Genomic DNA, 15,371 nt, shown 5'->3' with positions numbered 1-15,371 from the left:
CCGCGGCGATTTTTTTAGCCGTCAGGTTTATGACCGATACCCATTATATCCCGGCAATAGGACATGCCGCTAACGAGAGCACAGCAGCCCTTCTGCGCGAGGTCGGCCAGCAACCCGGGGGGACCACCGTGACGGCGGACCGATCCGAGGACGTGGTGAACCTTGCCAGGGAGGATTTTAAGTTCGGCCTGCAAATCAGCCGTAACCGCCGCCATTAACTCGTCAAGCCGGTGTCCCCAATCGGACTTGTTGAGTTCACCGATCCCCACCTGCAATGCATGTTCGGTATCATAGATTTCAATTAGGATATCTTTGGCAACGAGAATGCGGTTGTTCTTCAAGGCCTGGCTCAGCGCCATCCGTTTATCTTCGAGGTGATCCAGCACCATTGGCACGGTGATCGCATAGGCTGTCGCCGCTAGATCTTTGGCGTTAGAACCCTGGGCTATCTTGGTCGCGAGACGGATTTGCTGCCACGGTGTTTTCAAGCGCTTTTCCGTCATCGTGAGCGCGAATGGCAGCGCTTCAGGATGCTTTGTCGCGAACGCATCCAAAAGAGCTCGCACCTTGGCAAGCGTTTCACCCTCGAGATTATCTATCGTGGGTGGCAGCACCTCGTTGAAAGCGACAATCGCGTCCCGCGCCCGCATGGCGGACAATATCTTCGTTAGATCGCTAATGCAGCCGTGAGAACTTGTATATTTAGCGAGGCCACTTCGCACCCGCTCAGTCCCCTCGGGGGACGCCAGAATCCCTTCGACGCTTTTGACGACCTTGGATTGAAAGGCAGCGGCAACGAGTCCAGCCTCCTTCAGATCGTTCGCAACGATTAATGGCCTCATCTGGTCATCATAATCGCGCGCCATGGCTGGCAACACAGTCAAGCTGATCCAGTCCCAGATCGGCGCCAGCGACCCTCGCGATATCTGGCCGGAATTCGCACGCTCGGCCGCGCGATCGACGAACAGCGCTTCTATGGGCTTGAAGAAATAGCGCGATGGATTGCCGACCCGGCTATGAGACTGCCCGTCTTTTCGAAACTCCGCGCGCAATTCTGCGAGGATCGCCTCGAAGCCAGAGATATCCTGTCCATACATCTGCATCCGCTCGATTTCGGCGAGCAGGCTGCTGCGTGACTGCCGCGGCAAATGTCCGAGATATCCTCGGACTCGGTCTGCTGGAATTCTATCCTTTGTTGTCATCTGGAAAGTCCTAAGACTAGTTCTTTCATCGCGATGCGTGCAAAGGTCGCGTACTTGGACCAAATAATTGAGCGGGCGCTGGATTTAGAGTACAATCATAACGTTAGCAATCAGGGATTGACGGCCGCCGAACGCCTGCTCATCGCGTCGAACAGATCAGATGTCGGCCTTGAAGGAACCAGTCTTTGCACCGTCGACAGGCCATGCTTGCGATAATCATCCATAACAAGATCGCGACCTTCTGGAGCGGGAGTCTTCTAGGAGATCACAAAGCCTACGTATGTCTGTCGGGTGAGGTCGATGAAACTTTACGGTGGCTGCGAGCTCGAATGATGCCTCCCTTCCGCAAAATAGCGGTAATCTCGTTTGCCAGCAGCGGCTTTGAATAATAATAGCCTTGGATAGTGCGGCATCCCCAGCTCCTCAGCAGCTTCAACTGCTCAGCATTCTCAACGCCCTCGACGACGATATCAAGTTTGAGTTCGCGCGCGAGGCCGACGGCGGCCTTGACAATTATCCTGCTGTCGGACGACTCCATCATTCCGAAGATGAAATTCTGCGCTATCTTGATGCGGTCAACGGGGAAACGGCGAAGATAGTCTAGCGACGAATATCCGGTGCCGAAATCGTCGATCGCAAGGCGAAATCCCTCCTTGCGAAGTCGGAGTAGTACGTCATTGTGCTCGCCCGATGCTTCCATGAGAACGCTTTCCGTAAGCTCCAGCTCGATCAGCTTCGACGGCAACCCTGTTTCTTCCAAGACTGCGGCGAGATTCGCTTCCAGTTCGAGCGGCGTCTTGAACTGTAGCCCCGACAGGTTGATGGCAATCAGCTTTGGCGCCAGGCCGGCATCGAGCCATTTCCTTGTCTGCCGGCAGGCTTCGCACATCACCCAATTGCCGAGAGCAACGATCATCCCGCTGCGCTCGGCAATCGGGATGAATTCCCCCGGCGAAATCAAACCTCGTTCGGGATGACGCCAGCGAACCAGCGCCTCCAGGCCGACAATGCGACCAGTATCAGCATCTACTTGCGGCTGATACATGAGAAAGAGCTGCCCGGACACGATCGCCTTGCGAAGCTCCGCACTAAGCGTAACTCGTGCCCGCACTTCACTGTCCATCGCTTCGGTGAAGACCCGATACGTTCCCCGACCTTCCGCCTTGGCCCGGTACAGCGCCAGATCCGCATGCGACAAGAGCATTTCCGCGTCTGTAGACTCTGCTCCGTATACCGCAATCCCGATACTCGCTCCGGTGCGAATTTCGTCGCCGCCGATCAGGAACGGAGCGCCGATGGTATTCAGCACTTTGTCTGCCAGCACGGCGGCGTCCGCAGGTTCACTGATGTCGGTGTCGATAAGGGCGAACTCGTCGCCGCCGAACCGCGCCACGGTGTCTGTTATACGGATAGCCGCCTGTAGCCTCTCGGCGACGGATTGCAGCAACAGGTCGCCAATCGGATGGCCGAGCGTGTCGTTGACATCCTTAAAGTGATCGAGATCGAGATAAAGAACTGCAAAGTTCTTCCCGCCTCGTCCTACCCTGGATATTTCGCGTCTTAACGCGTTCACAAATGCTCGACGATTGGCAAGTCCCGTCAAATGATCGAAATGGGCCATTTGGGAGATCTGGTCTTCTGCCTTCTTACGTTCAGTAATATCCTGCATTGTGCCGATGGTCCGCACATGGCGTCCTTCCGCGTCGTAGGCGTTCCGGCCGATGTTGTGAACCCATTTGATGCTGCCGTCGTCCATGACCAATCGATGCTCGCACATGTAGTCCCCGTGATTGGCGGTACTGTTGGCAAATTCCTCCTCGAACGTAGCGCGGTCATCGGGGTGGACACGCGACAAATATGCTTCGTACGACCCATCAAACGCCTTCGGGTCCACTCCAAGAATGCGGTAACTTTCCGTGGAGAGGGTCGAAACATCGCTACAAGCGTCAAACGTCCAGCTCCCGAGATGGGCGAGTTCCTGGGCTTCAGCCAACTCCGCCTCACTCGCTCGCCGCTTGTCCTCCTCAGTTTGGCGTCGCTGATTAAGAATTCCAATTCCAATTTTATCCGCCAGCTGCTGCGCAAAGGCAATTTCGTCCTGCGCCCAGCTGTGCGGCTTGTCCACATGCTCGAAGCGAAGAATTCCCAGATTTCGGCCGCCAACCCGGATCACGGCATCCAGCATCGGTGTGATCCGCAGCGGCTTCAGATAGTCTTCGACATATTCGGCCATTCTTGTATCGGGCAGGGCATCGTCGACGGCGACATCGGTAGCCTCCTTCAGCGCCTCACATTCGTGACGGTATTCGCTCTCGCTCAATATCATTCCGGCGGAATGCGTTCCGCTTGAGGCCTCGTAGAGATCAATGCAAACCAGTCGCGTTTCGTCGACGTTGAATCGCCAAACGATCGCTCTTTCGCAGCCTAGCACCGCAACTGCTTCCTCGGTGATATGGCGCGCCAACGATTCGATATCGTCGGACAGGTCCATTCTGCTGATGACGCCAATGGCACGCATTTGCTCTCTAGCGCGTGCGAGCGTGGCCTGCGCACTCTCGACGGCGCGCGACGTTCGGTCACGTCTACCAAAACTCCCGAAACTTCCACCAGCGTGCCTGTGGCGTCTTGCTCGGGCGTTTATCGATTTTTTAACCAACAGCAACCTCCCCCTGATGTGTCGACGCAGCGAAATTCGAAGGTGCCCCGGCGCCGCTTCGTGCGGCTAAGAACGAGGCCTCGACAAGGCCGCGATCATCGGGATGGACGCGCTTGAGGTACAGTTCCGGGTCGGCAACTAGTTCAGCCGCGCTACTTCCAAGCATTGCTACATTGTCCGAGACATGGACCAGGCGCGGCGGGAACGTTTCTGTCGAAAATCGATCGAAGATGCATTGGACAAGTTCTCCAGATGATTTTTAGGCGTGATGGCCGCACCGATCATATCTGCCGGAACAGTCGCGGCTTCCTTTTCGACGAGTGCCAATGACCTCTCTGCATGGCAATCGTCAACGGAACCCTGACCAAGCAGCTTTCCATCAATCAGGACCGGGGCCTGAAGGATCGACTCAATCCTGAACATATCGAACACTTCCCTGGCGGCACCGCGGGTATCCCGTCGCAAAGCCTCAATCGGCTTCCCCTCCTGCAATGGCTTCTGCCATTCCGTCACTTCGGGAGGTTGGCTGGCCGGCAACGACGCAAGATACTCCGGGCGGACCTCGACTGGTATTCGCGAAGGCCTGGGTGCGATCTCGCCCGACGAACACGGCAAGACCGTCCGACGGCCCGACTTCAATCGGGACGTAACCATACAGAACGAGGACGCCGCGTATGTCGCAGGCTTATGCCGCGCGTACCTTGCTCAGGAATTCATCGACCGCATTGCGCAGCATGCCGGACTGATTGTCGAGCTCGCGGGCGTTCGAGAGCACGTCGGATGCCGCCTTGCCGGTAGCGGCGGCCGCCGTGGTGACGCCGCCGATATGAGTGCTGATCTCGCTGGAGCCGGCCGCGACCGACTGAATATTGCGCGCGATCTCGCGAGTGGCATCGCCCTGCTGCTCGATCGAGGTCGAAATGCTGACGGTGATCTCGCTCATCTGCGCAATGGTCTCGGTGATGCCGCCGATCGACACCACCGCGTCGCTGGTCGAGGCTTGCATCGCCGCGACCTGGGCGGAGATTTCTCCGGTCGCCTTGGCGGTCTGGTTGGCCAGCGCCTTGACCTCGGAGGCCACGACCGCAAATCCGCGGCCGGACTCGCCGGCGCGGGCTGCTTCGATGGTCGCATTGAGCGCCAGAAGATTGGTTTGGGCAGCGATGCTGTGGATCAGCTTGACCACCTCGCCGATCTTCTCGGCACCGGTCGACAGCGCCCGCACCGTCGCATCGGTGCTCTCGGCGTCGCTCACCGCCTTCCTGGCGATCTCGCTCGAACGCGCCACCTGGCGCGAGATCTCGGTGACCGAGTTCGACAGTTCTTCCGCCGCGGCGGCGACCGTTCCGACATTACTAGAGGCGCTTTGCGACGCCGCGCCAACGGTCGCGGCGCGCGCACTGGCGTCGCTTGCGGTGGAGGTCATCGACTGGGCCGTGATTTGCATGCCCGCGGCCGCCGACGCCACTGAACGAACGATGCCGTTGACGCTGCGTTCGAAGTCGCTGGCGATATTTTCCATTGCTGAACGGCGCTCCGCCGCAGCACGCGCCTGCGCTTCCGCTTCGGCCTTTTCGAGCCCGCGAATTCGGATCGCATTGTCCTTGAAGATCTGCACCGTTGCCGCCATCGCGCCGACCTCGTCGCCGCGGCCGGTGCCGGGAATCTCGCCGTCCAGTTGGCCGTCGGCCAGCGCCTGCATCCGGTCGCCAAGCAGGCCGAGCGGCTTGCTGATGCTGCGACCGATCAGCCACGCAATGCCGCCGCCGATCACCGCGATACCAAGAATGGCAAAGCCCAGGGTCCACGCGATCGGCGTCATCTTGGCGTCGAGATCGTCGAGATAGGCACCAGTCCCGAGCAGCATGTCAAAGCCTGGCACGTCGACGGCGTAACTGACCTTGCGGATCGGCTTTTCCTCGCCGGGCTTCGCAGATTCATAATACACCAGGATCGATCCGTGAGCCTGGACGCCATCTATCAATTCACGCGACAGCTTTCTGCCGTTGGTCACTGCATCCATGCGGTTGACGCCGATCTGTTTGGGATCGGGATACAGCAACGTGATGCCGTCATACGAGGTGCCGAACAGATAGCCGGCGCCCTTGTCGTAGGTCATGGAATTACCGCGGCGACCGAGTTCGGCGATTGCCTGCTCCTTGGTCATCTTGCCGGCGTCGACTTCTTTCTTGAGCCCGGCAGCCGTGCTGAGGCCCATATCGACAATCGCCTTGGCCTGGTCGAGGCGCGCATTCAGCATCTCGCGCTGCATCAGATAACCGGCCAGCGCACCGGCAACACAGAGGCCGAGCAGCGTCACGCCCACCAAGATACCGAGCTTGGGAGTAATCTTCAGGTTACTGAGCTTCACAGTGATCTCCGGGGATTGGGCAAGACCGCAATTGGCGGGACGAATTGCGTCACGGTATAGTGAAATGCTTTAGCACTTGGTTACCATCAATCCCCGTGGGGGTTTGGGTACCATCACTCCTGCGTGGAAGTACGGAGCGAAAAAATGCCGCCGCGCGCGGCCGGAAGAACGGCAAATCAAGACGCTGGAATCGGGAGGCGCCGGCGATCATTCGCAGTCTGAATCAACACCGAAGTGTCGAGAATGAAAGGCCGAAGTTCAAAGCGGTGACGCCGGAGGCGCAAATTTCACAACCGCCGGCGGAAGCTATGCCTTCGAACGAGAAGCGCTCGACCCGATCAATGCCGAGATCGTCGAAGCGCCGGCTAATGAAGACGAATTCGCCGCCGCCCGAACCGCCGACGCCATCTGCGCCAAGGGCCCCCGATCTCGAAGAAACGGCGAACGGACGACGCGGAGACGGCGGTCCGAAAAGGCTGACGTCGAAAATCTTCGCCGGATTCCCATCCGACGACACCAAGGGAAGGTCCGTGCCCGAGCATCACGTCTTGCGCTAAAAAATGGCCCGACCACTTTAGTGGCCGAGCCTAGTCTTGGGAGGAACGCCTATCAGGGCGGACCGACGGCGCGCAAGCGCGCTGCGATCCGGCGGATAGTAAGGACCGAAGCGTTGGTCCAATATAAAAGCGCCATCGCCGGTGATATATGAAGTTTATCAATAGAATTGCGGCACCTTGGCATTTCGATGTCCGCGGCCAAGAGTTGCCGCTTCTCGCTTACGAATTGCCCATCCAGCGCTAAGCATTCAGATCAAAATCTCGAACACGAACTGAGAGCTAGATTGCTGATCAAATTCGGCGAGTTGTCCGCGCAGCGAATCGATCAGGGCGATCCGCTGTCGGAACAGAACGCTCGGGATGTGGTACTTGCTCCGCGTCCTCTGGCAAGAAGACGGGCTGCCTCAAAGAGTATGTCACGCCGGATCGGAACGATGGAGCTGACGACTCTCGATGCGGTCGCTTCGATAGAGAAGAGCGATCTTGTCTGTCGCGTCCAAGATGAGAACGATCGTAGGAAACAGTTGATCCTTTTTTGACGGCGAAAAGGGGCTCGCTCAACGAGAAACGCGTTCCGCTTGCAGTCGAAGCGGTTCAGTCCGCGACCTCAGGACTGCCGATAGGGGAAATAACTATGTGCGAGTTCCGAACGCTGATAAACGTGTCGAAGGCCTGGTGGTGGGCAATTTTGCCTGAATGAATTCGATTCGTGCCCAAAAAGGTCGCGCCGATCTCAAGCCGACCTTTTGATGCGCGAATACGGCTTGCGTGCTCGATGGGCTTCGCAACGATTGCCAGCGGGGAGCATCACAACCAATGAAGTATCTCATCGTCGGCTGCCTCGTGCTTATCTCATTGCCCGCTTTGGCTCAATTATATCAGCCCGATATATTTTGCACGAGCGCTGCGGCCGCCGCAACTTTTAAAGTTGAGTGAGGTGGAAACATAACCAACAGCGACAAGGGACAGACCACCGTTAGCTACCAAAAATGATTATAGCGAGCGGCTGAATAAGTGCTTTATCTGAAAAACTTCGACGAGCTTCGAGAAGTATGGGGACCAGCACGAAGGGTTCAAGATGAAGCGGCTGTTCAATGAAGAACAACGAATATGCGACCTATTATGAGTTGAGAAAACGCAATGCACGTCGGAGCAAGAGTTCTTGCGACACATCAAGTGGTTCATGGAAAATTGAATGGTACGGGCTCCGGCGATGCATGAATGCGTGGCGCTAGGGTAACCAACGCCCTAGCAGGACGTACCGCCCGACCCATCCAATTGCCCACAACCCAAGTCCGACGGCGAGTGTTACGGCCTGCTCCTCCGGCGTGGTGCCGACTATGTGAAAACTGCCGAGCACGGCAACAACGACGCCGGCTAAGAAAAGTATCCAGTACGAAGCGTGAGCGAGACGTTCAATCAATGTGACACTCTCGCAACGTTGCTATTCGTTCACAGGTTGTTCTGTGGCGGGGCACTGAACTTAGCCATGGTGCTTGATGTGTTCAAAAACGTGCAAGCACACTTGGCAGCCAAGCTCGACGAGATCGAAGCCACGGGGGCGAATATCCATAAGGCACCCGACAAAAACTTGTCGGCTTTTGGGTATTACGCTGGGCTAAGCGGGGCCGTGATATCCTGATATAAAGATCTAATCCGCTCCAGCCGTGTCGTGCTGATCGTCGCCCCCTTCTCCATGCTTCCCAGGGCGTCGCGCAGCTCGCGAAGTCCGCCCGTGCATGCCTCGAGTGCCTGCACGACATCGCTCGTCGAGGATTCCTGTCGGGCAACCAAATCGGCGATGGCGGCGAGCCTTTCGCTCATGCCCCGAATGTCGCCGGTTATGGACTTGACGGATTTCAGTGACTCCTGCGAGGCGGACTGGATCTGCGCCACCTGTAACGCGATGTCTTCGGTCGCGCCGGAAGTCTGCTTTGCCAGAGCCTTGACTTCGGTCGCTACGACAGCAAATCCGCGGCCGATTTCACCGGCTCGCGCCGCCTCGATGGTGGCATTTAGTGCGAGCAGATTCGTTTGGCTGGCTATCTTCCTTATGAGCGAAACGACCGATGATATCTTCTCGACCGCAGTGGCGAGCGTACCGGAATTGACCAACGCCAATTCGACGTTTGCAGTTATTTGACTGATCGTCTGTGCAGCGGATTTCGATTGTAAAGAGATTTCGGCAATGGAAGCCCTGACGGCTTCTGAAGATGTCGCCGCATTGCGGGATCCGTTCTCGATGTGGACGCACGAATCGGTCGCTTGAGAGATAGCCACTCGTGCGTAGGCAACGGAATTGACCGACGTATCCAGAAGATCGTCGATGGATGTCTGGTGTTCAGGATTGGATAGCGCGCCGTATACATCGTCTGGTGCTGACGGTGACGGGTTTCCCCCTCGTACCTCGAATGCCGTAATCTCCTTGGCGAGCTCGTGCAATATCTGGTCGGCGGTAAGGTTGATCGCTTTTTTCGTTCCGAGATAGTGGGCAAATCGGCGTTGTGCAGACATTTTGCATCCTGGTCGGAAAGCTTTGCGCGTGTTGCTATTCGGCTTCGTCGGAGCCAAAGACGATATTCTAATTCGATATCTAGGCTGGGCAGCGCGTGGGGTCGAGCGCGATTTCGTGAGGTTCGGCAAGGAGACCTTCGATCTTCCTCTGGCGCATATAGTCACCACCACGATAGAACTCGACGTTACGAGCGGTGGAACTGCTGACGATGATTGCTGCCAAATCGGTCGACGCTGACATAACGATGCCGTCTCCGTTCCATGCGAGAATTTTGCCTACGCACTCCTATCATCAAGAGCATCGTCACTCCACAAAATAGTTTAAGCTTAAACTACCTCGTTAGCAGCTTTTTGGAAGATATTTACCCGACTCTGTCGGTCTGCCGCCCGCGGCGCCAGTTTTTCGAGTTTGGTACTTAAATGTCGCCCGAAGGGGAACTGCTTCGAGATACTAACCTCTGGCAGCCGAACCACATGCTTTAAACCACGCGTCGAACCGCTATTTCTCCCGTGGCGCTGCCGAGCCAGATTCACTTCGATACCGATCGGCGTTCTGCGCCGGTGGCCGGGCATAGTCGATCTGCAGGTCGCCGCGGTCGTTAGCGGTTGGCATCTCGGAAAATTGCTCTCTAAACCCTACGGCAGCGGACGCACCGCTTCTTCATTACTGGACCAGCGGGATGTCTGGCGGCAGTAATGTGTGCTAATTTAGTAAGCTACGTTACGTAACAATTTGGCGATGAAGAGCCCCGCTAGGTGGGTCCAGCTCGATATAGCTTTCGTGCAGCGTCACAGCCTGTTTCCGGCCATCCAAAAGGACCCGAAAGGAAGACCCGGTGGGACTTAATCCGACGATTATGCCTGCGCAGCTCTTAAGCCTGGGGCAACGTTCGATTCCCAGCGCGGATAACCTAAACCTAGAGCCGACTTTCAAACGCTTATTACGGGGTTGGTTTTTCATAGCATCACAGCCGATTGGTCCCAGATTTCAAAAGTGATCCATCCCTCCGCTCTTGGGTATCACCTGCGCAGCCTCATGTCCGCAGCTGCTACAGTATGCGCCACGCCGCTTCCGCCGGCCGACTATAGCTTCACTGGGGTCGACTTCGCCGCAAGACCCGCATGTGTGATGCGGTACGCCACACTGCTCCCGCTGTGGCTGCTTTCAATCCAGCCCTTGTTTAGAAGGCTCGCAATCAGCTTCGGGCTATCCGGCAGCGCGATGGCCTTTACCCATCCCGCGCCCCGCAGGTGCTGCATGAACTGGCGCTCTCGGTGATTGGCGGACATCATTTCTTCGTCTTCTGCCACCAATTCAACAGGCCAAACCAACTAGAGCCGCTCCGACGGGCGGCGGTCTCCACCATTTTAAGACCGGCGGCTAGGAGATCGTCATCGTGCGTTTTCCTAAGCGCGCGGACCCACACCACGAACCTGAACAGGCCGATTTTAGATCGACCCAAGCGAAGCCGTCGCCGCAACCCAGCTCTCATGCTCTTCTCAATAGGTCAGGCGAGGCAATCCGCAGCAGAAACTTCATGACAGGATTCGCCGAAGCGCACCCGGTGTGACGCCAAATCGTTTATAAAATGCCGTCGTCATGTGAGCTTGGCTTGAGAATCCGACCGTGTATGCGATCTCAGCCAGGGGGTGTTTTCCCTTCGCGATCAGCTCGTACGCTCGGGAGAGGCGACGAGCAAGAACGTATTGATGCGGAGAGTTTCCTAACATCTCGGTAAACGCATGTGCAAAAAAGAAACCACTTAGTCCGGTCGCATGTTGCGCAAGCTCCTCGACTGATAGCGAAGATGCGAGGTTCTCCTCGATAAACTCTAAAGCCGCGCGGATCTGCTGGGGTGCAAGCCGATAGCGACGCGTCTTGGCTTGCATCTCGTTGCATTTCATAAGACGGCCAATCGCCTGGAGCACGAAGCTCGCCGCGACGAGGGGCACATCTTTGTCCTCCTGCAGGAGCATCCTCCTAAGCTGCCGCGCGTGCGCTTCGACCAACGGGTCGATTAGATTAAACGAAAAAGCGGGTAACGGCCCCACAATTCCGGCTTCTTCAAAAAGACGATTAGCGGAACCGACATCGATACTGGCAAGTTCGCAATCGAGCGATTTTTCTTTTCTAACTTGGATAGTGGAGCCGGCGGCGACGAAATAAAGTGATCCTGATAGCATTACATTACTCGACCACCTCGCGGCGTTGAGGCGCGTATCTACGATCCCGGGAGTGAGATTCACTCCGACAAGATGATGTTCTAGATCGATATGTTCTCTCGAACGTTTCGCGGGCGAATAGAATATCGTGCCATAATCGTATTTGGTCTGCCAACGTGTTTCAGCAACAGACGCTTCACCTCGGTCCACACTTTCAGGAATGGGGTAATGCCTCCCCAAGCTCGAAACAGACAAGCTAGATGCCTTGAGTGGGATGTCCGAGCTGGTCACATCTTTCGCTCCACACCTCGTTAACTTATCGATCGATCACACTATTACTTTCGGTCAAGCACTGTTTCGAGCTTGCGCTTCCGCATCACGGATGGCACGCCAAACCTTGTGGGGTACCGCGGGAACGGCGATATCAGTGATTCCGTACGGCGACAGTGCATTAAGCACGGCATTGATTATGGCGGCGGGTCCAGCGGTATTGCCTGCCTCGCTCCCGCCCTTGGCCCCTATCGGATTGAGTTTTGTAGGCACCGGTGCCCACCGAGATACAATGTCAGGCATGAAGTCCGCACGGGGCATGGCGTAATCCATAAAAGAGCCCGTCAACAGCTGCGCGGTGCCCGGCTCGTAGAGCACTGATTCCAGAAGCCCCTCACCAACGCCTTGTGCGATCGAGCCGTGCAATTGACCATCGAGAGTAAGGGGATTGATAGCGGTGCCGGAATCGTCGACGGAATAGATACGATCAAGTCTTGTGACACCGGTCTCAGGATCGATCTCGACCTCAGCAATCATGCAGCCGTTGGGGAAAGTGCACGGTCCAGGATCGCTGCCTATAGCGTCGAGGCCAACGCCGAATTCAGCCGGGAGGCCCTCCGGAATATAAGATCTTTCGGCTACCTCGTGAAAGCTCAGCCCACGGTTGGTCCCCTTGACGAGGAAATGCGCATTCTCAAAGACGACGTCGTCCTCCGTGACTTTCATCGCCCAAGCGGTTATCCGACGAGCTTTGCGTATTACCTCATCAACGGCAACTTTCAATGCCGCACCACCCGTACTCATCGAGCGCTGGGCAAATGAGCCGCGGCCGAACAGAACCTGATCGGTGTCGCCGTGAAACAGACGCACTTCCTCGATAGGAACGCCGAGCCAAGAAGACACCATCTGTGCAAACATCGTCTCATGGCCTTGTCCGGTCGCGAACGTACCTGCGTAGATAGCGACAGCCCCGTTTTCTCCGATGCGGACCTCCATTCTTTCAGAAGCTTGGCCCGCGCGTTGACAGTGAAAGCAAAGACCGATTCCTCGAAGCAAACCGCGGCGCTCGGAATCCGCCTTTCGGCCTTCAAACTCTTGCCATTTCGCCAGGGCGAGCGCCTTATCGAGCACGCCCTCAAAATCACCGCAGTCGTAAACAAGACCACCCGGAGTGCGATACGGCATCTCCGACGAGCGAATGAGATTGCGCCGTCGGAGCTCAATTGAATCGATTCCAATCTCCGCCGCCGCCTTCTCCATGAGGCGCTCCAACACAATGGTTGCTTCCGGCTTGCCAGTGCCTCGATATGGACCGAGCTGGCACGTGTTTGTAAAGATCGCACGCACTTTGGAATGTATCAGAGGAATTCGATAGGGACCCGGGTAGTTCAAGATTCCCTGAAGTGGCGGAACTCCCGACGCTGAGGCGGGGTATGCTCCAATATCCGCCAAGACGTTAGTCCGGAGCGCAAGGACATGGCCATCGGCGTCGAGCGCCATTTCTGCGTTGGCAATCTGGTGGCGCCCATGCATGTCCGCAGCAAAATTCTCGCTGCGATCGCCCGTCCATTTGACAGACAGGTTGAGCTTGGAAGCGGCCCACACCACAAGCACTTCTTCAGGGTAAACCTGCCCCTTGAGGCCAAATGAGCCACCAATGTCATTGGCTTGTACCTTAATGGCGTACGCAGGGATGCGCAGAGAGCGGGAGATAAAATGCCGCACTTGGAACGGGTCTTGGGTGGTCGAAACCAGTGAGAATCGACCGCTGGAGGCCTCGTAGAACGCGATCGAAGAGCGTGGCTCGATAGGACTACCATTTGCGCGTGGGTAATGTACCGCCACCTTCGCTACATACTTGGCCGCGGAGAATTGTTCATCGACCAAGCGGCTGTCACCAGCTTCCAGAGCAAAGCTAACATTGCCCTGAGCTTCGTCCCAAACCTTCGAAGCATTGTCCTCATTCGCGTCGCTAAGCGTGACGGCGGGGAGCGGATCATAATCGACCACAATCCGTTCAGAAGCGTCTCTTGCGGCGTTCATCGTCTTCGCGACAATAAAAGCGACAGGGTCGCCGACATGCCGCACCTTTCCGATAGCGAGCAGCGGTTGCTCGGGTACGAAAGGCTTACCGACGGTCATCGGCGGCGTCCACACGCAGGGCAATCCTCCGACTTTCTCGCGGAGGATATCTTCGCCCGTCAGAATCAGAAGAACGTCGGGTGCTGTCAGCGCATCACTGACATCAATGCCGCGTATGACGGCATGCGCATGAGGAGAACGCAAGACAGAGGCGAATACCACATCTCTCGGATGCAGATCGTCCGCGTAGCGCCCGCGGCCGGTTAGAAGACGTCCATCCTCTACACGTTTCACCGGCGCGCCTATACCCGTGTCCCCGATTGGCCTCGTGCTTTGCGTCATCCCAAATTCCTATCTCGCGCGTCACTCTTGCACAGGGCCAAATCCATGCGATCTTTCAGTCAACAAGAACCGTACATGCCCGATCACGAAGTCCAATTTGCACCTGGTCGCCGACAGAGAACCTGTTGCTGCGCCCACACCGCGCCCTAAGCATCTGACCTCCCACAACTAGCCGGTACTCAAACGCATCGCCCAAGAACTGTACCGTCTCAATTTTTCCTAACCAATTCGGATCTCCGTTGGGCTGCGGTGAGGATAAGCTAATTCCCTCAGCTCTAATCGCTGCGGTGGCTTGGGTACCCTCCTGCATTGGAAAACGTCCGTATGCCGTAAAAGGCGCACCCCAGTTCGTCCTGGTTTCAAATCGAAAACCATTTTCGCCATGGACCAACTTGCTTTCTTTTGTGGCGATGATCTGCACTTTCATCAAATTTGCAGATCCTAAAAAGGAAGCGATAAATTGATTACGCGGGTAATCATACAAGGCTTCAGGCGCGTCTATTTGCTCGATACTTCCCTCGCGCAAAATCGCCACGGATGAGGACATGACCAGCGCTTCGGATTGATCGTGAGTAACGTATACTGATGTGACACCGAGTTGCGCCTGGAGGCGCACTAGCTCGATGCGCAGATCCTCGCGCAACTGCGTGTCAAGATTGGAAAGCGGTTCATCTAAGAGCAGCACGGGCGGCTGACTGACAAGAGCGCGAGCGAGCGCGAGTCTCTGTTGCTGTCCGCCCGAAAGCTTCGTGGCCCTGCGCTCGGCCAAGTGACCGATCTGGACTAGGCTCAGGTTATCGGAAACCCGCTTCCCAATCTCGGCTTTTGAAAAGGAGCCTCGCCTCGCACCCACCGTGAGAGGATACGCAACATTCTCCGCCGCGTTCATGTGGGGCCAGATTGCGTACGACTGAAAAACCATTCCAAGTCCACGGCGGCTGGGTGGCACACTCGTACGTTTTGCCGAAGAAAAAAGCACCTGGTCCCCCAGCGTGATTTCTCCGCTATCGGGTTGCTCAAGCCCCGCGATACATCGGAGAAGAGTTGTTTTCCCGCAACCCGATGGACCCAAAAGGGTGAAAAAATCACCCTCATTAATCGTCAGACTAACACCATTCAGCGCGGGTCTATCGCTTTCGGAAAGGCCTTTGATGTCGCGATGATAGTCTTTTCTAAGCTCAGTGATGACCAACTTCATGCGTTATATCCAAGAT

11 protein-coding genes are annotated in these 15,371 nt (G+C 56.5%); 1 reads left to right on the top strand and 10 read right to left on the bottom strand.

What is annotated here, in order from left to right; all coding sequences use genetic code 11:
- Positions 1 to 14: 14 nt before the first annotated feature.
- The 4 genes from BLS26_RS21670 to BLS26_RS21655 form a co-directional block, all read right to left on the bottom strand.
- Positions 15 to 1,202, bottom strand: coding sequence for a hypothetical protein (locus BLS26_RS21670; protein WP_244541648.1), 1,188 nt, complete (start codon positions 1,200 to 1,202; stop codon positions 15 to 17).
- A gap of 274 nt (positions 1,203 to 1,476) precedes the next feature.
- The gene (locus BLS26_RS21665; protein ID WP_092514492.1) at positions 1,477 to 3,720 is read right to left on the bottom strand and encodes a bifunctional diguanylate cyclase/phosphodiesterase; all 2,244 of its coding nucleotides are present in this window, start codon (positions 3,718 to 3,720) and stop codon (positions 1,477 to 1,479) included.
- Positions 3,721 to 4,026: 306 nt separating this feature from the next.
- Positions 4,027 to 4,395, bottom strand: a complete 369-nt coding sequence (locus tag BLS26_RS21660; RefSeq protein WP_157676541.1) for a hypothetical protein — start codon at positions 4,393 to 4,395, stop codon at positions 4,027 to 4,029.
- Between the two features lie 148 nt (positions 4,396 to 4,543).
- A complete protein-coding gene (locus tag BLS26_RS21655; protein ID WP_092514488.1) occupies positions 4,544 to 6,229 on the bottom strand; it encodes a methyl-accepting chemotaxis protein in 1,686 nt (561 codons plus the stop codon).
- Positions 6,230 to 7,070: 841 nt separating this feature from the next.
- Between BLS26_RS21655 and BLS26_RS21645 the strand changes: the two genes are divergently transcribed.
- On the top strand, positions 7,071 to 7,325 hold the full coding sequence (locus tag BLS26_RS21645; protein ID WP_092514484.1) for a hypothetical protein: 255 nt from the start codon (positions 7,071 to 7,073) through the stop codon (positions 7,323 to 7,325).
- Positions 7,326 to 8,394: 1,069 nt separating this feature from the next.
- On the opposite strand, the gene BLS26_RS21640 is transcribed toward BLS26_RS21645, so the two are convergent.
- From BLS26_RS21640 to BLS26_RS21615, 6 genes are all read right to left on the bottom strand, one after another.
- Positions 8,395 to 9,300, bottom strand: coding sequence for a methyl-accepting chemotaxis protein (locus BLS26_RS21640; protein ID WP_092514482.1), 906 nt, complete (start codon positions 9,298 to 9,300; stop codon positions 8,395 to 8,397).
- 79 nt (positions 9,301 to 9,379) lie between these two features.
- Positions 9,380 to 9,541 carry a hypothetical protein gene (locus tag BLS26_RS36590; RefSeq protein WP_210186250.1) on the bottom strand — a complete coding sequence of 54 codons (162 nt, stop codon included), beginning with the start codon at positions 9,539 to 9,541 and terminating at the stop codon, positions 9,380 to 9,382.
- Positions 9,542 to 10,383: 842 nt separating this feature from the next.
- Positions 10,384 to 10,632, bottom strand: a complete 249-nt coding sequence (locus tag BLS26_RS21635; protein WP_157676540.1) for a hypothetical protein — start codon at positions 10,630 to 10,632, stop codon at positions 10,384 to 10,386.
- A 204-nt stretch (positions 10,633 to 10,836) separates the two neighbouring features.
- Positions 10,837 to 11,754 carry an AraC family transcriptional regulator gene (locus BLS26_RS21625; RefSeq protein ID WP_157676539.1) on the bottom strand — a complete coding sequence of 306 codons (918 nt, stop codon included), beginning with the start codon at positions 11,752 to 11,754 and terminating at the stop codon, positions 10,837 to 10,839.
- Between the two features lie 54 nt (positions 11,755 to 11,808).
- Positions 11,809 to 14,157, bottom strand: coding sequence for a xanthine dehydrogenase family protein molybdopterin-binding subunit (locus tag BLS26_RS21620; RefSeq protein ID WP_092514474.1), 2,349 nt, complete (start codon positions 14,155 to 14,157; stop codon positions 11,809 to 11,811).
- A gap of 55 nt (positions 14,158 to 14,212) precedes the next feature.
- Positions 14,213 to 15,355, bottom strand: a complete 1,143-nt coding sequence (locus tag BLS26_RS21615; RefSeq protein ID WP_092514472.1) for an ABC transporter ATP-binding protein — start codon at positions 15,353 to 15,355, stop codon at positions 14,213 to 14,215.
- Positions 15,356 to 15,371 lie beyond the last annotated feature (16 nt).

It is taken from the genome of Afipia sp. GAS231, assembly GCF_900103365.1.
GTDB lineage: Bacteria > Pseudomonadota > Alphaproteobacteria > Rhizobiales > Xanthobacteraceae > Bradyrhizobium.
Note: the sequence above shows the minus strand (reverse complement) of the source record. Positions and strands in the feature narration are given on the sequence as shown.

Excerpts from the sequence above, each read along its gene's own strand:
- BLS26_RS21620 (WP_092514474.1), bottom strand. The coding sequence starts at position 14,157 with ATGACGCAAAGCACGAGGCCAATCGGGGACACGGGTATAGGCGCGCCG.
- BLS26_RS21615 (WP_092514472.1), bottom strand. The coding sequence starts at position 15,355 with ATGAAGTTGGTCATCACTGAGCTTAGAAAAGACTATCATCGCGACATC.
- BLS26_RS21670 (WP_244541648.1), bottom strand. The coding sequence starts at position 1,202 with ATGACAACAAAGGATAGAATTCCAGCAGACCGAGTCCGAGGATATCTC.
- BLS26_RS21640 (WP_092514482.1), bottom strand. The coding sequence starts at position 9,300 with ATGTCTGCACAACGCCGATTTGCCCACTATCTCGGAACGAAAAAAGCG.
- BLS26_RS36590 (WP_210186250.1), bottom strand. The coding sequence starts at position 9,541 with ATGTCAGCGTCGACCGATTTGGCAGCAATCATCGTCAGCAGTTCCACC.
- BLS26_RS21665 (WP_092514492.1), bottom strand. The coding sequence starts at position 3,720 with ATGCGTGCCATTGGCGTCATCAGCAGAATGGACCTGTCCGACGATATC.